Origin of the sequence: Pseudomonas frederiksbergensis (assembly GCF_900105495.1) — a bacterium.
GTDB lineage: Bacteria > Pseudomonadota > Gammaproteobacteria > Pseudomonadales > Pseudomonadaceae > Aquipseudomonas > Aquipseudomonas frederiksbergensis.
In genome coordinates, this window is sequence record NZ_FNTF01000002.1 from 2,895,944 (window position 1) to 2,922,615 (window position 26,672).

25 protein-coding genes and 1 riboswitch are annotated in these 26,672 nt (G+C 60.8%); of the genes, 20 read left to right on the forward strand and 5 right to left on the reverse strand.

Features of this window, described 5'->3' with window-relative positions:
• Window positions 1–154 precede the first annotated feature (154 nt).
• Window positions 155–385, forward strand: a riboswitch (cobalamin riboswitch).
• 81 nt (window positions 386–466) lie between these two features.
• The 14 genes from cobO to BLW70_RS13660 all read left to right on the forward strand — a co-directional run bounded on the left by cobO (window position 467) and on the right by BLW70_RS13660 (window position 12,022).
• Window positions 467–1,078, forward strand: coding sequence for a cob(I)yrinic acid a,c-diamide adenosyltransferase (gene cobO, locus BLW70_RS13600; protein ID WP_074874701.1), 612 nt, complete (start codon window positions 467–469; stop codon window positions 1,076–1,078).
• 10 nt (window positions 1,079–1,088) lie between these two features.
• The gene (locus tag BLW70_RS13605) at window positions 1,089–2,489 is read left to right on the forward strand and encodes a cobyrinic acid a,c-diamide synthase CobB (protein ID WP_074874703.1); all 1,401 of its coding nucleotides are present in this window, start codon (window positions 1,089–1,091) and stop codon (window positions 2,487–2,489) included.
• Window positions 2,486–3,136 (forward strand): 5,6-dimethylbenzimidazole synthase, encoded by a 651-nt coding sequence (gene bluB, locus BLW70_RS13610; protein ID WP_074874705.1) that lies wholly within the window; start codon window positions 2,486–2,488, stop codon window positions 3,134–3,136. The genes BLW70_RS13605 and bluB overlap by 4 nt, the downstream gene beginning before the upstream one ends.
• Window positions 3,133–4,041 (forward strand): adenosylcobinamide-phosphate synthase CbiB, encoded by a 909-nt coding sequence (cbiB, locus tag BLW70_RS13615; RefSeq protein ID WP_074874707.1) that lies wholly within the window; start codon window positions 3,133–3,135, stop codon window positions 4,039–4,041. The genes bluB and cbiB overlap by 4 nt, the downstream gene beginning before the upstream one ends.
• On the forward strand, window positions 4,034–5,026 hold the full coding sequence (gene cobD / locus BLW70_RS13620) for a threonine-phosphate decarboxylase CobD (RefSeq protein ID WP_074874709.1): 993 nt from the start codon (window positions 4,034–4,036) through the stop codon (window positions 5,024–5,026). Before cbiB ends, cobD begins: the two co-directional genes overlap by 8 nt.
• A complete protein-coding gene (locus BLW70_RS13625) occupies window positions 5,023–6,474 on the forward strand; it encodes a cobyric acid synthase (RefSeq protein WP_074874711.1) in 1,452 nt (483 codons plus the stop codon). The genes cobD and BLW70_RS13625 overlap by 4 nt, the downstream gene beginning before the upstream one ends.
• A 120-nt stretch (window positions 6,475–6,594) precedes the next feature.
• Window positions 6,595–7,116: a bifunctional adenosylcobinamide kinase/adenosylcobinamide-phosphate guanylyltransferase gene (cobU, locus tag BLW70_RS13630; RefSeq protein ID WP_074874712.1), complete on the forward strand. Its 522-nt coding sequence runs from the start codon at window positions 6,595–6,597 to the stop codon at window positions 7,114–7,116.
• Window positions 7,113–8,168 carry a nicotinate-nucleotide--dimethylbenzimidazole phosphoribosyltransferase gene (gene cobT, locus BLW70_RS13635; RefSeq protein ID WP_074874714.1) on the forward strand — a complete coding sequence of 352 codons (1,056 nt, stop codon included), beginning with the start codon at window positions 7,113–7,115 and terminating at the stop codon, window positions 8,166–8,168. The genes cobU and cobT overlap by 4 nt, the downstream gene beginning before the upstream one ends.
• A complete protein-coding gene (cobC, locus tag BLW70_RS13640) occupies window positions 8,165–8,740 on the forward strand; it encodes an alpha-ribazole phosphatase family protein (RefSeq protein WP_074874716.1) in 576 nt (191 codons plus the stop codon). The genes cobT and cobC overlap by 4 nt, the downstream gene beginning before the upstream one ends.
• Before the next feature lie 2 nt (window positions 8,741–8,742).
• Complete coding sequence (locus tag BLW70_RS13645; RefSeq protein ID WP_074874717.1) at window positions 8,743–9,474, forward strand: adenosylcobinamide-GDP ribazoletransferase; 732 nt, start codon at window positions 8,743–8,745, stop codon at window positions 9,472–9,474.
• A gap of 157 nt (window positions 9,475–9,631) precedes the next feature.
• Window positions 9,632–10,036: a MarR family winged helix-turn-helix transcriptional regulator gene (locus BLW70_RS13650; RefSeq protein WP_074874719.1), complete on the forward strand. Its 405-nt coding sequence runs from the start codon at window positions 9,632–9,634 to the stop codon at window positions 10,034–10,036.
• A gap of 52 nt (window positions 10,037–10,088) precedes the next feature.
• Window positions 10,089–11,297 (forward strand): MFS transporter, encoded by a 1,209-nt coding sequence (locus tag BLW70_RS13655; protein ID WP_074874721.1) that lies wholly within the window; start codon window positions 10,089–10,091, stop codon window positions 11,295–11,297.
• Entirely contained in the window at window positions 11,294–11,416 is a 123-nt protein-coding gene (locus tag BLW70_RS31285; RefSeq protein WP_256581131.1) for a hypothetical protein, read from the forward strand. Before BLW70_RS13655 ends, BLW70_RS31285 begins: the two co-directional genes overlap by 4 nt.
• Before the next feature lie 54 nt (window positions 11,417–11,470).
• Complete coding sequence (locus BLW70_RS13660) at window positions 11,471–12,022, forward strand: glutathione peroxidase (protein WP_074874723.1); 552 nt, start codon at window positions 11,471–11,473, stop codon at window positions 12,020–12,022.
• Window positions 12,023–12,111: 89 nt separating this feature from the next.
• On the opposite strand, the gene BLW70_RS13665 is transcribed toward BLW70_RS13660, so the two are convergent.
• From BLW70_RS13665 to BLW70_RS13675, 3 genes are all read right to left on the reverse strand, one after another.
• Entirely contained in the window at window positions 12,112–13,374 is a 1,263-nt protein-coding gene (locus BLW70_RS13665; RefSeq protein ID WP_074874725.1) for an OmpP1/FadL family transporter, read from the reverse strand.
• A 145-nt stretch (window positions 13,375–13,519) separates the two neighbouring features.
• The gene (locus tag BLW70_RS13670) at window positions 13,520–14,002 is read right to left on the reverse strand and encodes a hypothetical protein (protein ID WP_074874727.1); all 483 of its coding nucleotides are present in this window, start codon (window positions 14,000–14,002) and stop codon (window positions 13,520–13,522) included.
• A gap of 273 nt (window positions 14,003–14,275) precedes the next feature.
• Window positions 14,276–14,500 carry a hypothetical protein gene (locus BLW70_RS13675; RefSeq protein WP_007898912.1) on the reverse strand — a complete coding sequence of 75 codons (225 nt, stop codon included), beginning with the start codon at window positions 14,498–14,500 and terminating at the stop codon, window positions 14,276–14,278.
• Between the two features lie 999 nt (window positions 14,501–15,499).
• Between BLW70_RS13675 and BLW70_RS13685 the strand changes: the two genes are divergently transcribed.
• Entirely contained in the window at window positions 15,500–15,823 is a 324-nt protein-coding gene (locus BLW70_RS13685; protein WP_074874731.1) for an SEL1-like repeat protein, read from the forward strand.
• Between the two features lie 175 nt (window positions 15,824–15,998).
• Window positions 15,999–17,363, forward strand: coding sequence for a DNA recombination protein RmuC (locus tag BLW70_RS13690; protein ID WP_162842870.1), 1,365 nt, complete (start codon window positions 15,999–16,001; stop codon window positions 17,361–17,363).
• Window positions 17,364–17,492: 129 nt separating this feature from the next.
• Here the strand turns inward: BLW70_RS13690 and BLW70_RS13700 are convergent, their stop codons facing one another.
• Both BLW70_RS13700 and BLW70_RS13705 read right to left on the reverse strand, forming a co-directional pair.
• On the reverse strand, window positions 17,493–20,963 hold the full coding sequence (locus tag BLW70_RS13700; protein ID WP_074874737.1) for a hybrid sensor histidine kinase/response regulator: 3,471 nt from the start codon (window positions 20,961–20,963) through the stop codon (window positions 17,493–17,495).
• 298 nt (window positions 20,964–21,261) lie between these two features.
• Window positions 21,262–21,801, reverse strand: coding sequence for a TetR/AcrR family transcriptional regulator (locus tag BLW70_RS13705; protein ID WP_074874739.1), 540 nt, complete (start codon window positions 21,799–21,801; stop codon window positions 21,262–21,264).
• Window positions 21,802–21,891: 90 nt separating this feature from the next.
• On the opposite strand from BLW70_RS13705, the gene BLW70_RS13710 reads away from it, so the two are divergent.
• From BLW70_RS13710 to BLW70_RS13725, 4 genes are all read left to right on the forward strand, one after another.
• Window positions 21,892–23,085, forward strand: coding sequence for an MFS transporter (locus tag BLW70_RS13710; protein ID WP_074874741.1), 1,194 nt, complete (start codon window positions 21,892–21,894; stop codon window positions 23,083–23,085).
• Between the two features lie 42 nt (window positions 23,086–23,127).
• Entirely contained in the window at window positions 23,128–23,439 is a 312-nt protein-coding gene (locus tag BLW70_RS13715) for a cupin domain-containing protein (protein ID WP_074874743.1), read from the forward strand.
• A 105-nt stretch (window positions 23,440–23,544) separates the two neighbouring features.
• Entirely contained in the window at window positions 23,545–24,696 is a 1,152-nt protein-coding gene (locus BLW70_RS13720) for a TDT family transporter (RefSeq protein WP_074874745.1), read from the forward strand.
• 98 nt (window positions 24,697–24,794) lie between these two features.
• The gene (locus BLW70_RS13725) at window positions 24,795–26,669 is read left to right on the forward strand and encodes an MFS transporter (RefSeq protein WP_074874747.1); all 1,875 of its coding nucleotides are present in this window, start codon (window positions 24,795–24,797) and stop codon (window positions 26,667–26,669) included.
• The last annotated feature ends 3 nt before the right edge of the window (window positions 26,670–26,672 follow it).

The window sequence follows — 26,672 nt, forward strand, 5'->3', positions numbered from 1 at the left end:
GTGGCTCACCCTTGTTATTGTGTTGTGAGATTGTGGCTCTTTGATATCACTGCTGGGAGTGTGGCACAAGATTGGCGTCAGATAATTGATCGACAGCAGTTATTCGCTCCCAGGCTGCCCGTCTTCAATTGACGCTCCATCCCCAACCCTCTAACCTTCGCGGCTTGTTTCAGGTGCTCTGTGACCTTGGTTGACAGAGTGAAACAGGGAAGCCGGTGAGTGACGCTCTTCAAGCGACGAAGAGCCATGATCCCGGCGCTGCCCCCGCAACGGTAAATGAGTAAAAACTGCGCCTTGAGCCACTGTGTCGTCGACATGGGAAGGCGCGCAGTCAGGCAAATCGCCGCTCATGAGCCCGGAGACCGGCCTGATCCATCCAGCGGCATCACGGTGGGCGATGCCAGGCTTGTTGCCGTCTATTCTTGTGCCTGCCCGCCGTTATCCAGCCTCAACGGAGAGCTCCCCCATGACTGATACCCCCGATCGTGACGAACGTCATCTGGCGCGCATGCTGCGCAAAAAAGCCGTGATCGACGAACGCATCGCCAATTCCCCGAATGAATGCGGCCTGCTGCTGGTGCTGACCGGCAACGGCAAAGGCAAAAGCAGTTCGGCCTTTGGCATGCTCGCCCGGTCCATGGGCCACGGCATGCAGTGTGGCGTGGTGCAGTTCATCAAGGGGCGCAACAGCACCGGCGAGGAGCTGTTCTTCCGGCGCTTCCCGGAGCAGGTGCGTTTTCATGTGATGGGCGAGGGCTTCACCTGGGAAACCCAGGATCGCCAGCGTGACATCGCCGCCGCTGAAGCCGCGTGGGCAGTGTCGCGCGAATTGCTGCGTGATCCGTCGATCGGCCTGGTGGTGCTGGATGAGTTGAACATCGCGCTCAAGCACGGTTATCTGGATCTCGATCAGGTGCTCAGCGACTTGCAGGCCCGTCCGCCAATGCAGCACGTGGTAGTCACCGGTCGCGGCGCCAAGCCGGAGATGATCGAGCTGGCCGACACCGTCACCGAAATGGGCGTGATCAAGCACGCGTTCCAGGCCGGGATCAAGGCGCAAAAAGGCGTCGAGTTGTGAGCTGCACTTTATGAATAGCCATCGTCAATGCCCGGCGGTATTGATTGCCGCACCGGCCTCCGGTCAGGGCAAGACCACCGTCACCGCCGCGCTGGCCCGTTTGCATCGCAATCAGGGGCGCAAGGTGCGCGTGTTCAAATGCGGGCCGGACTTTCTCGACCCGATGATTCTCGAGCGCGCCAGCGGTGCGCCGGTGTATCAACTGGACATGTGGATGGTCGGCGAGCAGGAAAGTCGTCGACTGTTGTGGGAAGCGGCCGGCGAAGCCGATCTGATCCTCATCGAAGGCGTCATGGGGCTGTTCGACGGTACGCCGTCCAGCGCTGATCTGGCGCGACACTTCGGTGTGCCAGTGCTCGGTGTGATCGACGGCACTGCCATGGCCCAGACGTTTGGCGCCCTGGCGTTGGGGTTGGCGAAGTATCAGCCGGACTTGCCGTTTGCCGGTGTGCTGGCCAACCGCGTCGGCACCGTGCGCCATGCGCAGTTGCTCGAAGGCAGTCTGACTGAAGGTTTGCGCTGGTATGGCGCGCTGTCCCGGGAAACCGGTATCGAATTGCCGAGTCGGCACCTCGGGCTGGTTCAGGCCAGTGAGTTGAACGATCTCGACCTGCGCCTCGATGCCGCCGCCGAGTCTTTGGCCAGCAGTTGCGATGTCGCTCTACCACCAGCTGTGGAATTCGCCGCGCCTGAAATGATCGCAGCCGAACCCTTGCTGGCCGGTGTGCGAATTGCCGTGGCCCGGGACGAAGCCTTTGCGTTTACCTACGGCGCGAGCCTGGATCTGCTGCGGGCCATGGGCGCCGAGTTGTCGTTTTTCTCGCCGATCCGTGACATGCAATTGCCGGAGGCAGACAGCCTCTATCTGCCTGGCGGTTATCCTGAATTGCATCACGTGGCGCTGTCACAGAACACCACGATGCTGGCCGCAATCCGCGCTCACCATGCGGCGGGTAAGCCGTTGTTGGCCGAGTGCGGCGGCATGCTGTATCTGCTCGATTCGTTGACCGATGTCGAGGGCACTCGCGCTGAACTGGTCGGCTTGCTGACGGGGAATGCGGTGATGCAAAAGCGTCTGGCCGCGTTGGCGTTGCAGGCCGTCGAATTGCCGGAAGGTTTGTTGCGCGGGCACACGTATCACCACTCGTTGACCAGCACTGCACTTGAGCCGATTGCTCGTGGGCTGAGCCCGAACGGTGGGCGTGGGGCGGAGGCGGTTTATCGTGAGGGGCGGATGACGGCTTCTTATGTGCACTTTTATTTTCCGTCCAATCCATCGGCGATTGCCGCGCTGTTTGTGCCTGACCATAAGGACGCCATCGCGAGCAGGCTCACTCCCACAGGGGACCGCGTTTCTTCAGATAGCACACCTTCCACTGTGGGAGCGGGCTTGCTCGCGAAGAGGCCATGACCGACAACGCATTTTCCGAAGCCGAACGCGCGGCGGTCTACCGAGCCATCGGCGAACGCCGCGACATGCGTCATTTCAGCGGCGGCACCGTCGAGCCTGAGTTGCTGCAGCGCCTGCTCGAAGCCGCACACCAGGCGCCGAGCGTCGGCCTGATGCAGCCCTGGCGGTTCATCCGCATCAGCGATCGAGCCCTGCGCGGCAAGATCCAGTCACTGGTGGAAGAAGAACGCATCCGCACCGCCGAAGCCCTCGGCGAACGCACCGACGAATTCATGAAGCTGAAAGTCGAAGGCATCAACGACTGCGCCGAGGTGCTGGTCGCCGCGCTGATGGACGATCGCGAGCGTCACATCTTCGGCCGGCGCACGATGCCGGAAATGGACATGGCGTCGCTCTCCTGCGCGATCCAGAACCTCTGGCTGGCCTCCCGCGCTGAAGGATTGGGCATGGGCTGGGTCTCGCTGTTCGAGCCGCAAGCCCTGGCGGACCTGTTGGGTTTTCCCGCGGGTGCCAAACCCTTGGCCGTTCTTTGCCTGGGGCCGGTCACGGAGTTCTATCCGGCGCCGATGCTGGTACTCGAAGGCTGGGCGCAGGCGCGTCCGCTCAGTGAACTGCTGTATGAAAATTATTGGGGAGTGAGTCAATGAGTGTGGCGTTGTTGAGTGTCGCCGCGGTTGCGCTGGATGCGCTGCTGGGTGAACCCAAACGCTGGCATCCGCTGGTGGCGTTCGGCCGCTTTGCCGACCGAATCGAGCAACGTTTCAATGGTGAAGGTCGCGGCTGGCGCAGCCATGGCGTCACTGCCTGGGTGATCGCGGTGTTGCCGCTGACCCTGCTGGCCACCGCATTTTCCTGGGCGCCCTACATCGGCTGGATCGTCGAGATTCTCCTGCTCTATTGCGCCCTCGGCATGCGCAGCCTCGGTGAACACGTCGAGCCGGTGGCCAAGGCGCTGCGCGGTGATGACCTGGACGAGGCGCGCACACGGGTCAGTTATCTGGTCAGCCGCCAGACCAGCGAACTGGACAAGACCGAAGTCGCCCGCGCCGCCACCGAATCGGTGCTGGAGAACGGCAGCGATGCGGTATTCGCTGCGCTGTTCTGGTTTGCCGTGGCCGGCGCGCCAGGCGTGGTGCTCTACCGTTTGAGCAACACGCTGGATGCGATGTGGGGTTACCGCAATGAACGCTTCGAGCGTTTTGGCTGGGCCGCGGCAAAGATCGACGATGTCCTCAACTATATTCCTGCACGCCTGGTGGCCCTGACCTACGCGCTGCTGGGCAAAACCCGCCTGGCGCTGAAATGCTGGCGCACCCAGGGCCGAACCTGGGACAGCCCGAATGCCGGTCCGGTGATGGCGGCCGGTGCCGGTGCGCTCGGCGTCGAGTTGGGCGGGGCGGCGATTTATCACGGCGAACTGCATCAGCGTCCGCCATTGGGCGAAGGCGAACCGGCAGACGCCGACTCCATCGACCGCGGCTGGCAATTGGTCCAGCGCGGGGTATGGTTATGGTTGCTGATCCTCTGCGTGGGGGCTGAATTTTATGCTTGAGCACGGTGGGCGGTTACGCAAGGCGGCGCTCGATTACGGCATCGCCGAAGCCGATTGGCTCGACCTGTCCAGCGGCCTCGCGCCCTGGCCGTTTCCGGTCCCGGAGATTCCGTTGCGGGCGTGGGCGCGGTTGCCGGAAACCGATGACGGTCTGGAGCAGGCGGCCTGTGAATATTACGGCGCTGCCCAGGTGCTGCCGGTGGCCGGCTCGCAAATGGCGATCCAGTTGCTGCCGCGTTTGCGCCGGGCGGGCAAGGTCGGCGTGCTCTCGCCGTGTTACGCCGAACATGCCGAAGCGTGGCGCCGCAATGGCTACATCGTGCGTGAAGTGCTGGAGCAGGAAGTCGACTTCTTTCTCGACAGCCTCGACGTGCTGGTGGTGGTCAATCCGAACAATCCTACCGGCCTGAGCCTGACACCCAGTCGCTTGCTCGACTGGCACACGCGGCTGGCCCAACGCGGTGGCTGGCTGGTGGTGGACGAGGCATTCATGGACAACACGCCGCAGCTGAGCCTGGCACCTTTTGCCAATCAGGTCGGGTTGATCGTGCTGCGTTCCTTCGGCAAGTTTTTCGGCCTGGCCGGTGTGCGTCTGGGTTTCGTTCTGGCTGAGCGCAAGGTGCTCAAGTTGCTGGCCGAGCAAGTCGGGCCTTGGGCGGTCAGCGGGCCGACGCGGGTACTGGGTCAGGCCTGCCTGCTGGATACCGAAGGGCATATCCGGCAACGGGTTCGCACAGAAGAGGCCAGCAAACGTCTGGCGCTGCTGCTTGAACACCACGGCTTCGAACCACAGGGCGGCTGCGCCTTGTTCCAATGGCTGATCACCGAACGCGCCGAAGAGCTGCATGCCTTCATGGCCCGGCGCGGCATTCTGCTGCGAATGTTCACGCACAACAGCAGCCTGCGTTTCGGCTTGCCCGCCGATGAAGCCGACTGGACACGTCTCGCGCAAGCGTTCGAAGCCTACGCTGAGGAAACCCAATGACTACCTTGATGGTTCAAGGCACCACTTCCGACGCCGGTAAAAGTACGCTGGTAACGGCGTTGTGCCGCTGGGTCACGCGTCAGGGCGTCAGCGTCGTACCGTTCAAACCGCAAAACATGGCGCTCAACAGTGCCGTGACCGCCGACGGTGGCGAAATCGGTCGTGCGCAAGCTGTGCAGGCCCAGGCCGCCAACCTTGAGCCGCACACCGACATGAACCCGGTGCTGCTCAAACCCAACAGCGACACCGGCGCCCAAGTGATCATCCATGGCCGCGCGGTCACGACGATGAACGCGGTCGCGTATCACGACTACAAAGCCATCGCCATGCAAGCAGTGCTGGCCTCTCATGAACGACTGAGCGCGGCGTATCCAGTGGTCATGGTCGAAGGCGCGGGCTCGCCAGCCGAGATCAATCTGCGTGCCGGCGACATCGCCAACATGGGCTTTGCCGAAGTCGTGGATTGTCCGGTGGTGCTGATTGCCGACATCAATCGCGGTGGGGTTTTCGCGCATCTGGTGGGCACGCTGGAACTGCTGTCGCCCAGCGAGCAGGCGCGGGTCAAAGGCTTCATCATCAATCGGTTTCGCGGCGATATCGCTTTGCTGCAATCGGGGCTGGACTGGCTGGAAGCGCGCACCGGCAAACCGGTGATCGGCGTTCTGCCTTACGTGATGGACTTGCACCTGGAAGCCGAGGACGGCATCGATCAGCGTCAGACCGACAAGGCCGACCACGTCCTGAAAGTGGTGGTGCCGGTGCTGCCGCGCATCAGCAACCACACCGATTTCGATCCGTTGCGCCTGCATCCGCAGGTGGATCTGCAATTTGTCGGCCCCGGGCAGGCAATTCCACCGGCCGACCTGATAATTCTTCCCGGCTCGAAAAGCGTGCGCAATGACCTCGCGTATCTGCGGGCCAACGGCTGGGACACTGCGATCAGTCGTCATCTGCGTTATGGCGGCAAAGTGCTGGGGATTTGCGGCGGTCTGCAAATGCTCGGCGAGCAGGTCCACGACCCGCTGGGCCTCGAAGGCGCCCCGGGTTCCAGCGCCGGTCTGGGCTTGTTGGCATTCGAAACCCGGCTCGAAGAAGAGAAGCAATTGCGCAATGTGCGCGGGCGTCTGGCGCTGGAAGACGCGCCGGTCAGCGGCTATGAAATTCATGCCGGGGTCACCACCGGACCGGCGCTGGAAAACGCCGCGGTGCTGCTGGACGACGGTCGCTGCGACGGTGCGCAAAGTGTGGACGGGCAGATTTTCGGTACCTATTTGCATGGCTTGTTTGAATCGCCCGCGGCGTGCAGTGCGCTGTTGCGCTGGGCCGGTTTGCAGGCGGTGCAGGACGTGGATTATCACGCGTTACGTGAGCGCGATATCGAGCGGCTGGCGGATCTGGTGGAGAAGCATCTGGATACCCGACTGTTGCGTGAGCTCTGCGGGATTTAAGGTGGCTGTTGCGGCCCCATCGCGAGCAGGCTCGCTCCCACATTGGAATGCGATCACCTGTGGGAGCGAGCCTGCTCGCGAAGACGGAAGTCGGCTCACCGCACATTTAAGGAATGAACCATGCTGCAACTGATCCTCGGCGGCGCCCGCTCCGGCAAAAGCCGCCTGGCTGAAAAACTCGCCTCCGACAGCGGTCTGGCAGTGACTTACATCGCCACCAGCCAACCCCTGGACGGTGAAATGAACGAGCGAGTGGCCCATCACCGCGCCCGTCGTCCAGCCGAATGGGCGTTGATCGAAGAACCTCTGCAACTCGCCCGCGTCCTGCGCGAAACCGCCAGCGCTGAACGTTGCCTGCTGGTGGATTGCCTGACGTTGTGGATGACCAACCTGCTGATGCTCGACGACGCTGAGCGTCTGTCGGCCGAACGTGAAGCGCTACTGGACTGCCTGGCATCGTTGCCGGGTGAAATCATTTTTGTCAGCAACGAGACCGGAATGGGTGTCGTGCCGCTGGGCGAATTGACTCGCCGCTATGTCGATGAAGCCGGTTGGCTGCATCAAGCCTTGGCCGAGCGCTGTCAGCGAGTCGTCCTGACCGTCGCCGGCCTGCCCCTGACTTTGAAAGGAACTGCGTTATGACTCAATCCTGGTGGCTGAACCCGTGCAAGCCGATCGATGCTCAAGCGGTCGAGCAGGCGCAGGCCCGTCAACAGCAGCTGACCAAACCGGCCGGCTCCCTCGGTCGGCTTGAGTCGGTGGCGGTGCAATTGGCCGGGCTGCAAGGGCAGGTCAAGCCGAGTCTGGATCAGTTGTGGATCGCGATTTTTGCCGGTGACCATGGCGTGGTCGCTGAAGGGGTGTCGGCATTTCCCCAGGAAGTCACCGGGCAGATGTTGCTCAACTTCGTCAGCGGCGGGGCGGCGATCAGCGTGTTGGCGCGGCAACTCGGGGCCTCCCTGGAAGTGGTCGACCTCGGCACGGTGACGCCGTCGTTGAATTCGCCGGGTGTGCGTCACGTGAACATCGGCCCCGGTACGGCGAATTTCGTCGAAGGTCCGGCAATGACGCCGGCTCAAGGCGAGCTCGCTTTGCAGGCCGGTCGCGACAGCGTGCAGCGCGCCATCGCGGCGGGTGCGCAGTTGTTTATCGGTGGCGAGATGGGCATCGGCAACACCACCGCGGCCAGCGCATTGGCCTGTGCCTTGCTCGATTGCCCGGTGGTGCATCTGGCCGGGCCGGGCACCGGTTTGAATGCGGCGGGTGTCAGCCATAAAGCGCAAGTGATCGAACGCGCTTTGGCGTTGCACAGCGCTCAACGTGGCGATGCGCTGCAAACCCTGTTCAACCTCGGCGGTTTTGAAATCGCGGCACTGGTCGGTGCGTATCTGGCGTGTGCCCAGGAAGGCGTCGCAGTGCTGGTCGACGGTTTCATTTGCAGCGTCGCGGCGTTGGTCGCGGTGCGCTTGAATCCTGAATGCCGTCAGTGGCTGTTGTTCGGTCATCGCGGTGCCGAGCCGGGTCATCGTCATGTGCTGGAAACCCTGAACGCCGAACCGCTGCTGGACCTCGGCCTGCGTCTGGGCGAGGGCAGTGGTGCGGCGTTGGCCGTGCCGTTGCTGCGTTTGGCGTGCGACCTTCACGGGCAGATGGCGACGTTCGCCGAGGCCGCCGTGGCGGACCGTCCGGCATGACCTTGCGCCTGGACCTGTTGCGCCACGGTGAAACCGAACTCGGTGGCGGTTTGCGCGGCAGCCTCGACGATGCGCTGACTGAAAAGGGCTGGGCGCAGATGCGCGCGGCGGTAATCGAGCAGGGGCCTTGGGATCGTTTGGTCAGTTCGCCACTGCAGCGGTGTGCGCGGTTCGCCGAAGAACTCGGCGCACAGTTGGGTTTGCCGGTGCAGTTGGATAAGGACCTGCAGGAGCTACACTTCGGCGCCTGGGAAGGGCAGAGCGCCGCCGCGCTGATGGAAACCGATGCCGAGGCGTTGGGATTGTTCTGGGCCGACCCTTATGCGTTCACGCCGCCTCAGGGTGAACCGGTGGTGGATTTTTCGACGCGGGTGTTGGCAGCCGTTGAGCGCTTGCAGGCTACCTGCGCGGGCGAGCGGGTGTTGCTGATCAGTCACGGCGGGGTCATGCGCTTGTTGCTGGCTCAGGCGCGGGGATTGCCTCGTGAGCAGTTGCTCAACGTCGAAGTCGGGCATGGCGCAGTGTTTTCGCTGACGGTCGAATCCGGCCTGTTGTTAAAGGAAGCGCTCTGACCATGTTGCCGTTCTGGATCGCCCTGCAATTTTTGAGCAGTCTGCCGATTCGTCTGCCGGGCATGCCGGAACCACAGGAGCTGGGGCGGTCGTTGCTGTTTTATCCGCTGGTCGGTCTGCTGTTCGGCGCGATTTTGTGGGCGTTCAACTGGCTGCTGCTCGGCACCCCGTTGTTGCTTCACGCCGCGCTGTTGCTGACGGTTTGGGTCTTGCTCAGCGGTGCTTTGCACCTGGATGGCCTGGCCGACAGCGCCGATGCATGGCTCGGTGGGTTCGGCGACCGCGAGCGCACCTTGACGATCATGAAGGACCCGCGCAGCGGGCCGATTGCGGTGGTGACGCTGGTGCTGGTGTTGCTGCTCAAATTCGCCGCGTTGCTGGCATTGATCGAGCAGCAACACGCCGTTGTCCTGATCATTGTCCCGTTGATCGGGCGCAGCGCGATGTTGGGGTTGTTCCTGACCACGCCTTATGTGCGCGCTGGTGGCTTGGGGCAAGCGCTGGCCGATCATCTGCCGCGTTTGGCGGGTACGCAGGTGTTGGCGGTGAGTGCGTTGGCTTGCGTTTTGATTGCCGGTTTCAGCGGCGTATTGGCAGTGGTGCTGGCGGCGCTGGTGTTTGTCTGGCTGCGGCAAGTGATGCTGCGCCGATTGGGCGGTACGACGGGCGATACGGCGGGGGCGTTGTTGGAAATCCTTGAGGTCGCGGTGCTGGTGGGGTTGACGTTGACCTGATTGAGATGCGGTGGCTGTTTTGGCCTCATCGCGAGCAAGCTCGCTCCCACATTGGGATGCGGTCCCTGTGGGAGCGAGCTTGCTCGCGATGGCGATCTACCTTACAAAACTAATTTTGAAACTTGCTTTCATTTAACCGCGGGTATATACACGCACCATGCTCGAATCCCAATGTTTATGCATCAACCTGCGTCGCGCCGCCCGTGGCGTCAGCAGGCACTACGACGGCGCTCTCGATGGCTTCGGGATCAACGTCGCCCAGTATTCTCTGCTGTGTAATCTGCAGCGTCTGGATAAACCGAGTATTTCCACGTTGGCCGAGGCCATGGGGCTGGATCGCAGCACCTTGGGGCGCAATCTGCGGGTGCTGGAAGGCGAAGGCCTGCTAATGCTGGTCGAGGGCGAAGACATGCGTAACCGCATCGTCATGCTCACCGAGGCTGGTATTGAACGTCTGAAAGCGGCCTTGCCGGCGTGGGAAGCGGCGCAGCAGCGGTTGATCGACCGCTTGGGCGCCGAAAAACGAGAAACCTTGCTGCGACTGCTGGACGAACTGGCGTGAAGCCGGTTTTTCCGATCTTAAGCGGGTATATACCCGCTACCGGAGAACAAGAATGACATCGATGTGGCGTACGTGCGGTTGGGTTTTGTTGGGGAGTGCGCTGATTCTCGCGTTGTCCTTGGGGGTAAGACACGGCTTCGGGCTGTTTCTGGCGCCAATGAGTGCCGAATTCGGCTGGGGGCGTGAGACGTTTGCCTTCGCCATTGCCTTGCAGAACCTGATCTGGGGCCTGGCGCAGCCCTTCACCGGCGCGCTGGCCGACCGCTTCGGCGCCGCAAAAGTGGTGTTGGTCGGCGGTGTCCTGTATGCATTGGGCCTGGTGTTCATGGGCCTGTCGGATTCGGCCGTGACCTTGTCTCTGAGTGCCGGCCTGTTGATCGGCATCGGTCTGTCCGGTACCTCGTTCTCGGTGATCCTCGGCGTGGTCGGCCGCGCAGTGCCGCCAGAGAAACGCAGCATGGGCATGGGCATTGCCAGCGCTGCCGGCTCTTTCGGTCAATTCGCCATGTTGCCCGGCACACTGGGGTTGATCGGCTGGCTTGGCTGGTCCGCGGCATTGCTGGTGCTGGGTCTGCTGGTGGCGCTGATTGTGCCGCTGGTGAGCATGCTCAAGGACAAACCGCTGCCGGTGCTCGGTCATGAGCAAACACTGTCCGAAGCCTTGCACGAGGCCTGTTCCCATTCGGGATTCTGGCTGCTGGCGTTCGGCTTTTTTGTTTGCGGCTTCCAGGTGGTATTCATCGGCGTGCATTTGCCGGCGTATCTGGTGGATCAGCACCTCCCGGCGAGCGTCGGCACGACGGTGCTGGCGCTGATCGGGTTGTTCAATATTTTCGGGACCTACACGGCGGGCTGGCTCGGGGGCCGGATGTCCAAGCCACGTTTGCTGACTGGCCTGTATCTGCTGCGCGCAGTGGTGATCGGGTTGTTCCTGTGGGCGCCGGTCACGACGACCACTGCTTACCTGTTCGGCATGGCGATGGGCTTTCTGTGGCTGTCGACGGTGCCCTTGACCAACGGCACCGTGGCGACCTTGTTCGGCGTGCGAAATCTGTCCATGCTCGGTGGGATTGTTTTCCTGTTTCACCAGCTCGGATCGTTCCTCGGCGGCTGGTTGGGCGGGGTGGTGTACGACCGAACCGGGAGCTATGACTTGATCTGGCAGGTAGCGATTCTCTTGAGCCTGTTGGCCGCCGCCCTGAACTGGCCGGTGCGTGAACAGCCGGTGGCGCGCCTGCAAACACAGATGAGTGCGATATGAACAGTCTCTGGCCGCGGATTGCTGTCCTCGCTGTCTGCGCCTTGCTGCTGGCCCTGTCGTGGTGGGGCTGGCATCAGGGCGGGCTGGCGTTGATGCAACTGGGCATGGGTGCTTGCTAGCAGGATGTGAGGGCGAGTAACTTCGGTCTTGACGATTCTCAAGGATGCACCGACATGTTGAAACGTTGGCTGGCAGTTCCCGCGTTACTGGTAGCGTTTGGTGGATTGGCCCAAGCGGCCGAATGCCCGGAGCTTTTGCAAGGTTCGTTGCCCAAGCTGCGCGCCAAGGAATCCATCGACCTGTGCCAGCGCTTCGCTGGCAAACCGCTGGTGGTGGTCAATACCGCGAGCTTCTGTGGTTTCGCCCCGCAGTTCAAAAGCCTTGAGGCGCTGAATCAGCGTTACAAGGATCAGGGGCTGGAAGTAATCGGTGTTCCGTCAAACGACTTCAAGCAAGAGTCCAAGGATGGCGAAGAGACTGCCAAGGTCTGCTACGTGAACTACGGCGTGACGTTCACCATGACGGAACCGCAGAAAGTCCGCGGCAATGACGCGACGCACTTGTTCAAGGTCATCGCCAGGCAGAGCGTCGCGCCGAAGTGGAACTTCTACAAGTACGTGGTCGATCGCCAGGGCAAGGTGATCGCCAGTTTCTCCAGCCTGACCAAGCCCGATGATCCCGAACTCATCGCGGCGGTGGAGAAGGCATTGGCCTCGCAACCCTGATCGGCGCCCATTAAAAAGCCCCGCCTCTGCACAAGAGAGCGGGGCTTTTTCAATTCAGGCGGCCAGAGATTCAGGCTCGCCGTGAATCATCAGAAGCGGTAGGTCGCGCCAACACCGAAACCGTTTGCATAGTTTTCATACTCTGCGCTGTAGTTCTGACGGCCGTTGCTGTTGTTGACCTTGACCGACTCTTCGCGCAGGTACGAATACGCTACGTCGATGGTCAGGTCGTCGGTTGGGCTCCAGCCAGCGCCCAGGCTGAAAATCTTGCGATCGCCGGTCGGGATGCGTGGGGAACGGTTTTCGTTATTGGTCGGCGACTGGTCAACCGACAGGCCGGTACGCAGCACCCACTGTTTGTTCAGCTGGTACGAAGCACCGATGGCGTGAGCCCAGGTGTCGTGCCAGTTCTGTTCTTCGGTGATGGTGCCAAAACCACGTGCGGCCAGGGCGGCAGGAACGCCTTCGTTATCGACGGAGATCTCTTTCAGGCGGCTCCAGCGAGTCCAGGTGCTGCCTGCGTAGAGGGTCCACTGGTCGTTCAACTGGTGAGTGACCGAGAAGTCCACCGACTCAGGCGTGGTGATGTCCAGCGAAGCGTCGAACTTCTGGTTCCCCAGTGGGCCGAGCACGGCATAGTTGACCTTGGTGTCACCTTCGAGCTTGTACTTCACTTTCGAGTGATAGGTCAGGCCGAGGCGAGTGCTTTCTAGGGCTTGAACCATGATGCCGATGTTGTAACCCAGCGCGGTGTCGTCACCCTCGATCTTGACGGTGCCGTCTGCGGCGCGAGGGTTCAGCGACAGGTTCGATTCCAGCGTACCGTCAATGCGGTTGATGGTCGGACCGAAACCGATCGACACCTTGTCGTTGAAGGCGTAGCTGACAGTTGGCTGAAGAGTCACGATGGTGACTTCGCTCTTGCTGCCGAAGTATTTGCCGGCGAAGCCGTTCTCGTAGTCGGTCACCAGGCCGAACGGAGCGTAGACGCCGAAACCGACTGCCCACTGGTCATCGATTGGCTTGACGTAGTAACCCATGGGCACGCCCATGAAAGGGACCATGTCACCTTTGTTGGTACCGCTATTCGGGCTGGAGCTCGCATCGCTGATATCAGCGTGCGCGTCGATGAATGCAACACCACCGGTTACTTGTTCGCGCTTGAGGCGAGACATGCCGGCAGGGTTGCCAAAAACTGTGGATGCGTCGTCGGCAGCTGAAGATCGCCCGGCAAAACCTGTCCCCATCCCGCTGATGCTTTGTTCGTTGAGGGCAAAACCACTGGCGAAGATTTGGGTGGATGCCATGGCAACGGCGAGGCTAATGGTGGTTTTGAGCATTACTTTTTTCATTATTAGAACTCCTGGTGATCACCGGGGCGAAAATTACCAACATTTTCGTCCCAGCGCCATAGGCTGTATCGCTTGATTTAGAGCGGTTTTGTAGGACAATCCGACCAAAATCGCAGCAGTTGAGCGATCTTGTGGAAACAGTCGATCAGCAGGCGACCTGATTCAGCGGTGAAACACAGGTTTGCCAAGCGCAGGTGAAGTCTCTCAGGCGTCCTTGAGGCTGGAAGGTCTGGCGCCAGATGCGCGCCATTCCCAGTAGGTCGTCTGCTTCGGGGAGGGGGGTGTTCTGTTCTTCTACCAGCAGCCAGGCGATGGCTGTGGCGTAACGCAGGTTGACGGTCAACTCGAGATGCGGGCCACTGAGGAACGCATGTTGGCTGGCCAGGCCGCGAACCAGGCTTGCGCGTTCGGGATCAAGTGCCAGGTAGTGGTCCCAAAGTGCCTGGTGGCGGGGTTCGGCGATTCGGTACAAGCCGTGTCCACGGCGGTCATGCAGGGCAGTTCCAAGGGCTGACTGGCTGGCGGCAACACCCAACAGCAGGGATTCGGCAGTTGCGCTATGGCGCCCGAGATAAATCAAGGTCGGGCGGATCACATAACGGCACAGTTCGCTGGCAGCGATACCCATAAAACCCTCGAAACATGAAATGGTCGGCGATACCTGAAGGCCTTGGCAGCGGTGAATCGACTCAGGCTCGCCGGAAGCGGCTCAAGCCGCTTGAGTTGAAGTGTAGTGTCATATTCGCGCCGTAAAGGCCTGTTTTTAAAATATTTCCGGCCGCGAGTTATAACCGTTATATCGGTTTGTACTTAGGCGGCAGCGGCGAAAAGAGAAATATCAGGCAATAAAAAGCCCCGCTTTTTAAGCGAGGCTTTTGAGGTTTTCAGTCTTTCTGGCGTATCAGGCAACCAGTGCCTGACGGGTACGCTCGATCACGGCCTGCAGCGGCTCGGCGCTGGAGTATTGATCGGGGTACAGGCGTTCGCTGTGACGAGCGATGCCGTGTTCGTTGACCAGAGTGAAGCTGAAGCAGCCTTTGCGAGCAGCCATGATCAGGCAGTTCATTGGTGCAAAAGCGTTGGTTAGGGTGCGAATGGCATCCTGGGTGTGGATTTGAGTAGACATAGTCATTGGGTGTTCCTACAAGCGACACGGATAAGAACCGTGCAAAGTTAAAACGTTCCAGTGACGACGACCACCATTGGTCGAACGAAGAACCCGACTGGAACAAAGCAGCCAGTTTGAAGCGCTGATAAATTGGCGCGCTTGGGCTGGCAGGTAGGTACTTAGGAGGGCAGGCAACACATCAAGGGCAAAGGTTCTGGGCCCGGGGTGAAGATCCTGATCAATTTGCAGGTTGGTTCGGTCAGAGTAAGTGAGCTTCGCAACACCCTTTGCTTTCGATTCAAAGGCAGTGTTGACGCAAGGTTTACCTGGAAACCATCGAGGTGGTCGATCCCGCTTTGTCGGTAGAGGCTTCCGTTGGGAAGGCTGACCGGGGGGATTTGTTCGACCAGAATTGACTTTCAGCTTGGTACTAACGCCGCGGATACTAACGGATTGAATGCCTGAAGGGAAGCGTGTTGGCAAAAAAGTTCTTTGAACGCCCCCATTCAACGTTCGGATTGGCGCTCGGACAAGGCTCTTGAATCGCTGACGCGCCCTGTAATAGCACAAATTCCGACCATTGGTAGTCGCGGCTCATCGGCCCAGGACCAGTCTGGATCGTGGGTTTGCCAAGGTTTATCCCCAGCCGCAGGCAAAAAATGCGCCGAAAAAGCGCATCGATATAACTGCCTCGAAGGGACTTGTGCACATAAGTTGCGAAGAGTGTCACGCCGCTGTCATCTTCCCTTCAAACGCAGTGGGTGCCTGTAACCAAAATTTAAGTCAATGAAAAACATCGCTTTTTTTTACTGGTGAAAAAATCGTCAGTTTGACTGCGAGCCCCATTCCATAGGGCTTTGCGAGAGTTCAAGGGCGGTTGTCCACTGAGTTATCCACAGCTTCTGTGGATTGTCCCGAGCGCTTGCTCTAGGACGGGCGTGCCGGGTTTTTTTGGGCTTTACCTGTAAGAAAAAAAGAGTAGAGTGGCGCGCCTTCCGATCTGCCCCACAGTGCTTTATGAAGTTTCGCTCAGTATCAGTCTCTGCAACCTCCACACCCTCCGGCATCACCCCGCCTAAACGCTTTTCGATGCGTGTGGCCGAGTGGCTGCTGGACAGCCCGCGTCTGGGCGAAAACCCCAATGTCAAACACCTCGCCGGACGTTTGCTCAAGCAGCCAGCCCGTGAAGGGGTCGTGGCCGCGCAAAGCCGCCTCGGTCTGCTGATGTGCCGTGAATGCGGGAATGCCCGGGATCGTCGTATCGGCCAGGACCTTCTGCGTTCGGCCGCGCGGGCAGGGGATCGACGCGCCCAGCAGGAACTGGGGCTGATCGAAGACTGAGCTGTCCAAGACCTGACGCCTTGGTTAACCTTCAAGCTTTATTTCATTGGCAGGAGTGGCTATGGCTATGGACTTGACCAGCGCATTGCTCGGTCTGGCGGGCGCTGCGCTGCCGTTACTGGTACTGGCCTGGCAACTTCAGCGGCGAGCGAACGCCACGCAGTCAGAGGCTGCGCTGCTGGAAGAGCGTCTGGCCATGGCCCTACTGGCTCAGGATGGATTGAACGCCCAACTCGAAGCCTGTCGCGATGAAATCGGTGATCTGGGCCAGGCCAACGCCGCCAAACAGGCAGACCTGGCCGCCGTACGCCGTGAAGTCGAACTGCTGCAGATCGAACGTGACGACGCACGCGACGCCGCCCACGCCTGGAATCTGGAACGCGCCGGCAAAGAGGCTGAGTTGCGCCGTCTGGCCGCCCAGGCCGCTTCGCTCAACGCCGAGCTACGCGAGCAGCAGGAAAGCCATCAGCAGCGCCTCAATGACCTGCAGGGCTCACGAGACGAGCTGCGAGCGCAGTTCGCGGAGCTGGCCGGCAAAATCTTCGACGAACGCGAGCAGCGTTTTGCCGAAACCAGTCAACAACGCCTCGGTCAGTTGCTCGATCCGTTGAAGGAACGTATTCAGTCCTTCGAAAAACGCGTCGAAGAAAGTTATCAGGCAGAAGCCCGCGAACGTTTTTCCCTGGCCAAGGAACTGGAGCGGCTGCAACAACTGAACCTGCGCCTGAGCGACGAAGCCACCAACCTGACCCGCGCCTTGAAAGGGCAGAAAACCCAAGGTAACTGGGGTGAGCTGATTCTTGAGCGGGTGCTTGAACACGCGGGCCTGGAGAAGGGGCGCGAGTACCAGACCCAGGTCAACCTCAAGGGGCCGGACGGTGAGCGTTTCCAGCCGGACGTGATCATTTATCTGCCGGGCGACAAGCAGGTGGTGGTCGACTCCAAGGTCAGCCTCACGGCCTATCAGCAATACGTCGCGGCCGAAGACGATGCGATCGGCCAGATCGCCATCAAGCAGCACGTGCTGTCCTTGCGCACTCACGTCAAAGGGCTGGCCGGCAAGGATTACAAGCGTCTCGACGGTTTGCACAGCCTGGATTTCGTCCTGCTTTTCGTACCGATCGAAGCGGCGTTTTCCGCCGCGTTGCAGGCTGAACCGACACTGTTTCAGGAGGCCTTCGATCGCAACATCGTCATTGTCAGCCCGACCACTTTGCTGGCGACCCTGCGCGTCATCGACAGCCTGTGGAAGCAGGAGCGCCAGAGCCAAAACGCCCGGGAAATCGCCGAGCGGGCCGGGTGGCTGTACGACAAGTTCGTGTTGTTCATCCAGGATCTGGATGAAGTCGGCAATCGCTTACAGCAACTGGATAAAGCCTACAGCTCGGCGCGCAATAAGCTGACAGAAGGCCGCGGCAATCTGGTCAGTCGCGCCGAGCAACTCAAGTTGCTTGGCGCGCGGGCGAGCAAGAGCTTGCCGGCAGACTTGCTGGAGCGGGCGATGACCGACGTGGATGGGTTGGCCGAATTGCCGGAGTAAATGATCGTTCCCACGCTCCGCGTAGGAATGTGTCCAGTGACGCTCTGCGTCACAGCTACCGAAGCGGACGCGGAGCGTCCGTGGCTGCATTCCCACGCAGAGCGTGGGAACGATCTGAAACCTGCCGCGCTACAACGGCAAATGCCGACTCAACAACGCCCGCAACGCCGCCGGTTTCACCGGTTTAGCCAGGTAATCCAGCCCCGCCGCATGCACCTGGGCTACCGTCTCCGGTCGCCCATCGGCGCTGATCACAACCCCCGGCACAGGCTCACCCAATCGGGTGCGCAACCATGCCATCAGTTCGGTTCCGGTCTCGCCATCGTCCAGGTGGTAATCCACCAAGGCCAATTGCGGTCTCATCCCGTCGCTGAGCAGCGCCGCACATTCATCGCGGTTGCGCGCGGTCCAGACCTGACAACCCCAGCGCGTCAGCAAACTGTTCATGCCGATCAGGATGCTGTCTTCGTTGTCGATGCACAGTACCTGCGAGCCGCTCAGCAATTTGCCATTGAGCTCGGCGGTCTTGGTCGGCAGGGCGGCTTGAGCACGAGCCAACGGCACGCTGACGCTGAACACGCTGCCGCGCCCCGGCCAGGAGCGTACGCGCAAGGTATGACCGAGCACGCGGCACAACCCGTCGGCGATCGCCAGGCCCAGCCCGAGGCCTTTTTCAGCGCGCGTCTGGTGGCTGTCGAGGCGTTTGAATTCTTCGAAGATGACCTGCTGTTTATCCAGCGGAATGCCCGGACCTCGGTCCCAGACTTCCAGGCACAGCTCGCCCTTGCGTCGGCGAACCCCCAGCAGCACTGGGCCTTTGGCGTAGCGGAAGGCATTGGTCAGGAAGTTCTGCAGGATTCGTCGCAGCAGTTTGATGTCGCTGTCGACGCGCAACTTGCTGCCCCTGACCCGGAATTTCAGCCCCTGGTCGTGGGCCAGCGCCTTGAACTCGGCACCGAGGACGTCGAACATCTCATTGAGCACGAACGGCTTCGGATCGGGGTTGATCTTGCCGTTTTCCAGGCGGGAAATGTCCAGCAAATCGCTGATCAAGTCCTCCGCCGAGCGTAGTGACGTGTCCAGATGATGGACCAGTTTTTGCGCCTCGCCGGAGAGACCGTCCTCCTGGTGGGACAGGGCGGCCGAGAACAGTCGCGCAGCGTTCAACGGTTGCATCAAGTCGTGGCTGACCGCCGCCAGGAATCGGGTTTTCGACTGGTTGGCCAGCTCCGCGGTGCCTTTCGCTTCGGTCAGGGCGAGGTTGAGTTGCGACAGTTCGTGGGTCCGCTCGGTGACCCGTCGCTCCAGGCCCTCGTTGGCTTCGGTCAGCGCTTGTTCAGCCTCGCGGAACGCGGTGATGTCGGTGAAACTCATGACAAAACCACCGCCCGGCATCGGGTTGCCGATCAGCTCGATCACACGACCATTGGGGAAAAGTCTTTCAGAGGTGTGGGCGCGGCCCTGACGCATCCAGTGCAGGCGCCGGGCAACGTGCACTTCGGCTTCACCGGGACCGCATAGTCCGCGCTCGGCGTTGTAGCGAATGATGTCGGCAATTGGGCGGCCCAGCCTGATCAGTCCATCGGGGTAGTTGAACAGCTCCAGATAGCGCCGGTTCCAGGCCACCAGTTTCAGCGACTGGTCGACCACGCTGATGCCTTGGGTGATGTTCTCGATCGCGCCTTGCAGCAGCGCGCGGTTGAATTGCAGCACTTCCGAAGCTTCGTCGGCGATTCGCACGACGTCCTCGAGTTGCATTTCCCTACCTTCAATGGCGGCTTTTACCACCGCACGGGTCGAGGAAGCGCCGAGTACACCGGCCAGCAAGCGTTCGGTATGGGCGATCCATTCCCCGTCGGCGGTCTGGTTCGGGTTGAAGCCTTTGCCCTGACGGTAGGCGAAGCGGATAAAACTCTGACGGGCGCGTTCTTCGCCGACGAAGCGTGCGGCCAGCTGCAACAAATCGTCGATCTGCACCGACAGCATCGAACGGGCGCTGGGGCGGGCGCTGATTTCCTGACCGATGAAGCGACCCGCCTGCCAATGTTCCGAAACCCTCGTTCGCGACAGCACCGACACCCAGGCGAACAGCGTGAAGTTGGCCGCCAGCGACAACACCACGCCTTGGGTCAGCGGGGTGAGCGGCAGGTTCAGCGGGTTGCTGTGCAACCAGGCCAGCCCCGGGAAGCTGCTCAAGGACAAACCAAGGCTGTGGGCCGCGATCGGCAGAATCAGGGTGTAGAACCAGAGGAATGTCCCGGCGGCGAGACCCGCGAATACACCGCGACGATTGGCCTGTTTCCAGTACAGGGCGCCGAGCATGGCCGGGGCCAGTTGGGTCACGGCGGCGAAGGCGATCTGGCCGATGGTCGCTAGACTCGCCGTCGAGCCGAGCAGGCGATAACTGACGTAGGCCAGCAGCAGAATCACCACAATGCTCACTCGGCGCACCGAGAGCATCCACTGGCGGAACACTTCGAACGGCCGCTCGGCGTTGTTGCGCCGCAGCAACCATGGCAACAGCATGTCGTTGGAGACCATGGTCGAAAGCGCCACGCTGGCGACAATCACCATGCCGGTCGCCGCCGAGGCGCCACCTATAAACGCCAGCATCGCCAAGGCAGGATGGGCTTGGGCGAGCGGCAGGCTGATGACAAACGAGTCCGGCAGCACCGAACTCGGCAGCAGCATCTGACCGGCGAGGGCGATGGGCACGACGAACAGCGCCGCCAGCGCCAGATAGGCTGGAAACACCCATTTGGCCAGGCGCAGATCCTGAGGGTCGATGTTTTCCACCACGGTCACATGGAACTGCCGGGGCAGGCAGATGATTGCCATCATCGCCACGCCGGTCTGTACCACCATCGATGGCCAGTTGATGGTTTCCTTCCAATACTCTTCGAGGCGCGGGGCGAGCATGGCCTGGTCGAACAGGTCCTCGAAACCGTCGTACAGGCCATAGGTCACGAACGCGCCGACCGCGAGAAAGGCGAACAGCTTGACCAGCGATTCGAACGCAATCGCCAGCACCATGCCGCGGTGGTGCTCCGTGGCGTCGAGGTTGCGGGTACCGAAGACGATGGTGAACAGCGCCAGTACCAGCGACACGATCAACGCCGTGTCCTGGGCGCGCGTGCCCATGGCGTCGGCACCGGCGCCGATCAGCAGGTTCACCCCGAGCACGATGCCCTTGAGTTGCAGCGCGATGTAGGGCAACACGCCGACCAGGCAGATCAGCGCCACCACCACCGCCAGCGACTGGGATTTGCCATAACGCGCGGCGATGAAGTCGGCAATGGAGGTGATGTTCTCCTGCTTGCTGATCATCACCATTTTTTGCAGGACCCACGGCGCGCACACCAGCAGCAGGATCGGCCCGAGGTAGATCGGCAGGAAAGACCAGAGTTGTTCGGCGGCCTGGCCCACGGCGCCAAAGAAGGTCCAGCTGGTGCAATAGACGGCCAGCGACAGGCTGTACACCCAGGCGCGCACTCGCGGCGGCAACGGTGTGCTGCGACGATCGCCGTAGAAGGCGATGGCGAACATGATGGCCATATAGGCCAGGGCGACGACGGCGATCAGCCCGCTGGACAGCGACATGGGAACTCCAGACAAAAGACACCCGGGACTCCCTCCCGGACAGACAGTCTCGCACGATGGCAGGGGTTAGTCAGTGTCGACCAAGGTCGCGGCGTGGCGGGGTGTCGCAGGCGGTGTGTCAGTGGGATCTTGGGTGTTTGGGCGGGCCTCATCGCGAGCAGGCTCACTCCCACAATGGATCTATGTTGGGCACAAATTACGCGTCCACTGAAGATCAACTGTAGGAGCAAGGCTTGCCCGCGATGGCGGCGTCCACTGAAGATCAACTGTGGGAGCGAGCCTGCTCGCGATGGCGGTATTACTGACTCAACGCAATCTCGATCAACCGATGCAACTCCTCAACCTCCAGCGGCGCCGCCGAGAACAGGATGCGAAACACCGTCGGCGCCGCCACCAGGTTGATCAGCCGATCGACGTTCGGCTTCGGCTGATCGGGGTAACGATCCAGGATCGTCTGCAACTGCCCGCCAATAATCGTCGCGCAAAGTGTCGGCGTGGTGCTGCATTGCACGTCGCGCAACATGTTGCGACCGGGTTCGGAACTCATTTCGTCCAGATATTGCTCGGCCCAGGCGCGCACGTCGCCGCGCAGGCTGCCGGTATTGGCCGGCTCACTTTCGGGACGCATGCGGGCGAGGGCGACGTCCGCCAACAACACTGACAGGTCGCCCCAGCGCCGATAGATGGTCGACGGCGTGACGCCCGCGCGGGCGGCGATTTGCGGGACGGTCACGGTGGTGCGGTCCTGCTCTTCGAGGAGATCGCGCACTGCCGAGTGGACCGACTCTTGCACCCGGGCGCTTCTGCCGCCGGGGCGTAAACCTTCTTTTATAGCCATGCATCGGACCTTAACACAAAGAATTTGCTTTAAGCTCTAGCCAGTCGCACACTCCGCAAAAGCAAAAAATTAGCTTTACGGAGCGTGCGCATGTCCAGTTCAACGTCTAATCGTTCAAGCCTGTGGTTCCTGGCGATCACCTTACTCAGTTTTCTGGCGGCGTCCACGGCGCCGACGCCGTTGTACCACCTGTACCAGGAACACCTGCAATTCTCGGCAGCGACCCTGACCCTGATTTTCGGCGTGTACGCGATCAGCTTGCTGGCGGCACTGCTCACGGTCGGTTCGCTCTCGGATTACCTGGGGCGCAAACCGGTGATCTTTACCGCTGTGATGCTGAACATGCTGGCGATGCTGCTGTTCATCAATGCAGACAGTGTCGCCTGTTTGATCAGCGCGCGAGTGCTTCAAGGCTTTGCAACGGGGATGGCCACCGCCGTATTGAGTGCGGCGCTGTTGGACACCGATCGCCAGCAGGGGCCGTTGGTCAACAGTGTCGCGCCGTTGCTGGGCATGGCGGTGGGCGCCATGGGCTGCGGCTTGTTGGCCGAGTTTGCACCGCTGCCGTTGCAGTTGACCTATTGGGTGCTGTTCGCGCTGTTTGTGATGCAGGCGCTGTACGTCTGGCGATTGCCGGAAAGCGTCAGCCGCCAACCGGGAGCCTGGGCCTCGCTGCGCCCGACACTGCATGTGCCGATCCAGGCGCGACGTGCGTTGTGGCTGGTGCTGCCGATCAATATCGCGGTGTGGGCGCTCGGTGGTTTTTACGCTTCCTTGGCGCCGTCTCTGGTGCGCACAGCGACGGGATCGACCTCGAATCTGATTGGCGGTGCGACGGTGGCGGTGTTGACGGTGACCGGCGCTCTGATGATCTACACCCTGCGCGATCGGCCGGCCGACAAGGTTTTGCGCTTGGGCGGCAGCCTGCTGCCCGTTGGTGTCGCGCTGATCCTGATGGCGGTGCACAGCGCCAGCCTTACGCTGTTTTTCGTCGGGACGCTGGTGGCCGGATGCGGTTTCGGTGCCGGTTTCCTCGGTGCATTGCGCAGCGTCGTGCCGCTGGCCTTACCCCATGAACGGGCAGGGTTGATGTCGGCTTACTACGTGCTCAGTTATCTGGCGTTCTGCTTGCCGTCGTTGCTGGCCGGGAATTTGACCCGGACCTTCGGGCTGGTGGCCACGACCGATGGTTACGGCGCGGTGCTGATTATTCTTTCGGCCGGCGCTCTGCTCGCGTTGATGCGTCAGCAGTCGATGAAAGTCTGTGGCGTCGATGTTCGATGACCGTTAGCCTTGGCACCGCCCTGCCTTTCGACGGACCGCCCCATGAAAATCATCCGCAGCAAATCCTTCACCGCTGACCGTGCCTGGGGCGCTTTGGATATCGCCAATATGAACGGCATCACCACGCGTTTGCACTGGACCGACCAGCCCTATAAATGGCACATCAATGATGGGCAGGAAGTGTTCGTGGTGCTGGATGGTGTTGTGCAGATGCGTTATCGCGAAGCAGGTCAGGAGCAAGAAGTGATGTTGGGCGTAGGCGATATCTTCTATGCCGACGTTGGCACCGAACACGTTGCCCATCCGCAAGGTGTGGCAAGAATCCTGGTGATCGAGACTGAAGGCAGCGTCTGACGCTATATCTGCAAAACAGATAACAGTTAGAGATATTACCCGTTATATCGATATTCGATTCGGATCTACCATGGACTCCACCTCAACAGAGGACAGGAGTTCACCATGACATGCCCCAACATTGCCCCAGCCGGTTTCAAACCCTTCAGTCATTTGCAGCACCCGCGTGAGGTGATCCGCCAGTTCACGCCGAACTGGTTCGCCGCCACCATGGGCACCGGTGTGCTGGCGTTGGCGCTGGCGCAGCTGCCCGGCGCAAATGCCGGTTTGTACGCGATTGCCGAAGCCCTATGGCTGTTCAACATCGTGCTGTTCGTTTTGTTCACGGTCATGTATGCGGCGCGTTGGGCGCTGTTTTTCGATGAGGCGCGAAGGATTTTCGGTCACTCCACGGTCTCGATGTTTTTCGGCACCATCCCCATGGGCCTGGCGACCACCATTAATGGTTTCTTACTGTTTGGTCTGCCGCGTTGGGGTGAGGGCGTGATACATCTCGCCGAGGTGCTGTGGTGGCTGGATGTGGCGATGTCTGTGGCGTGCGGCGTGCTGATTCCCTACCTGATGTTCACCCGTCAGGAGCACAGCATTGACCAGATGACCGCCGTCTGGCTGTTGCCGGTGGTAGCGGCAGAAGTGGCGGCCGCCAGCGGTGGTCTGCTGGCGCCGCACCTGGCCGATGTCCATTCGCAACTGGTGGTGCTGGTGACCAGCTACGTGCTCTGGGCCTTTTCCCTGCCGGTGGCGTTCAGCATTCTGACCATTCTGTTGCTGCGTATGGCGCTGCATAAATTGCCCCACGAAAACATGGCCGCCTCCAGCTGGCTGGCACTCGGTCCGATCGGCACCGGGGCGTTGGGCATGTTGCTGTTGGGCGCCGACGCGCCGGCGATCTTTGCGGCCAATGGTCTGCCGGGCATCGGTGAAATCGCCGAAGGGTTGGGATTGGTGGCCGGGATTACCTTGTGGGGCTTTGGCCTGTGGTGGATGCTGATCGCGGTGCTGATCACCCTGCGTTACCTGCGCGTCGGCATCCCTTTCAATCTCGGCTGGTGGGGTTTTACCTTCCCGCTGGGCGTCTATTCCCTGGCGACATTGAAACTGGCCAGTACCTTGAACCTGAGGTTTTTCAGCGTTTTTGGCTGCGTGCTGGTGGTGTTGCTGGCGGTGATGTGGCTGATCGTCGCCAAACGGACAGTGCAGGGCGCCTGGCGGGGTGAGTTATTTGTCTCGCCGTGCATTGCAGGATTAAACAAATAACCTGCAAAGTTTAGGTAATGTGTGGCCTGGATCGTCGTTGGATATTCCAATAACTGCATCCACGCCACTCTCTACCCAACATCAGGGACACATGGAAGATGAGTCACCCCTCACAGTTCACCTTGCTTCGCACCCGGCGCTTCCTGCCGTTCTTCGTCACGCAGTCGCTCGGGGCGTTCAACGACAACATCTTCAAGCAGTCGCTGATTCTCGCCATTCTCTACAAGTTGACGATCGACGGTGACCGCTCGATCTGGGTCAACCTGTGTGCGCTGCTGTTCATCCTGCCGTTCTTCCTGTTCTCGGCACTGGCCGGGCAGTTCGGGGAAAAGTTCGCCAAGGACGCGCTGATTCGTCTGATCAAGCTCGGGGAAATCGCCATCATGGCGGTCGGCGCGGTCGGTTTCATGTTCGATCACCTGTGGCTGATGCTGGTGGCGCTGTTTGCCATGGGCACTCACTCAGCGCTGTTCGGGCCGGTGAAATATTCGATCCTGCCCCAGGCCTTGCGTGACGAAGAACTGGTGGGTGGCAACGGCCTGGTGGAAATGGGCACCTTCCTGGCGATCCTCGCCGGGACCATCGGCGCCGGGATCATGATGTCCTCCAGTCATTACGCGCCGATCGTCTCCACGGCGATCCTCGGTGTGGCGATGCTCGGCTATCTGGCCAGTCGCAGCATTCCGAGGGCTGCGGCCGCCTCCCCGGAAATGCGCCTGAACTGGAACATTTTCAGCCAGTCCTGGGCCACCTTGAAGCTGGGCTTGGGGCAGACGCCTGCGGTGTCACGCTCGATTGTCGGCAACTCGTGGTTCTGGTTTGTCGGGGCGATTTATCTGACGCAAATCCCTGCTTACGCCAAGGAGTGGATGCACGGCGACGAAACCGTGGTGACGCTGATTCTTACGGTGTTCTCGGTCGGTATCGCACTCGGTTCGATGCTCTGCGAGAAATTGTCCGGTCGCAAAGTCGAGATCGGTCTGGTGCCGTTCGGCTCGTTCGGTCTGACTGTGTTTGGTTTGCTGCTGTGGTGGCATTCCGGTGGGATTCCAGACAGTGTTGCCGGCCATGGCTGGATCGAAGTCCTGGGTTTTGGCCATGCCTGGCTGGTGTTGATCGACATTCTCGGGCTTGGCGTGTTCGGCGGTTTCTACATCGTGCCGCTGTATGCGCTGATTCAGTCGCGGACTCCGGAGAACGAGCGGGCGCGGGTAATTGCCGCCAACAATATTCTCAACGCGCTGTTCATGGTGGTCTCGGCGATTGTCTCGATCGTCTTGCTGAGCATGGTCGAGCTGTCGATTCCGCAGCTGTTCCTGGTGGTGTCGCTGCTGAACATCGGCGTCAACGCCTACATCTTCAGCATCGTCCCCGAATTCAGCATGCGCTTCCTGATCTGGCTGCTCAGCCACTCCATGTACCGCGTGGAGCATCGCAATTTGCAGCTGATTCCCGATGAAGGCGCGGCATTGCTGGTGTGCAATCACGTGTCCTTCGTCGACGCCTTGCTGATTGGCGGCGCGGTGCGTCGGCCGATTCGCTTTGTGATGTATTACAAGATCTACAACCTGCCAGTGCTGAACTTCATCTTTCGCACGGCCGGGACCATTCCTATCGCGGGACGTCAGGAAGACATTCAGATCTACGAAAAAGCCTTCACGCGCATTGCTCAGTATCTGAAGGACGGCGAGTTGGTGTGCATCTTCCCTGAGGGCAAATTGACCGCCGATGGCGAGATCAACGAGTTCAAGGGTGGGCTGACGCGGATTCTCGAAGAGACGCCGGTACCGGTGATTCCCCTGGCATTGCAGGGTTTGTGGGGGAGTTTTTTCAGTCGCGATCCGCAAAAGGGCATGTTTCGCCGGTTGTGGTCACGGGTGACCCTGGTGGCAGGGCCTGCGGTGTCGGTCGACGTGGCAGAGCCAGCCCGGTTGCAAGGGTTGGTGGGGGAATTGCGCGGCGCTATGCGCTGATTC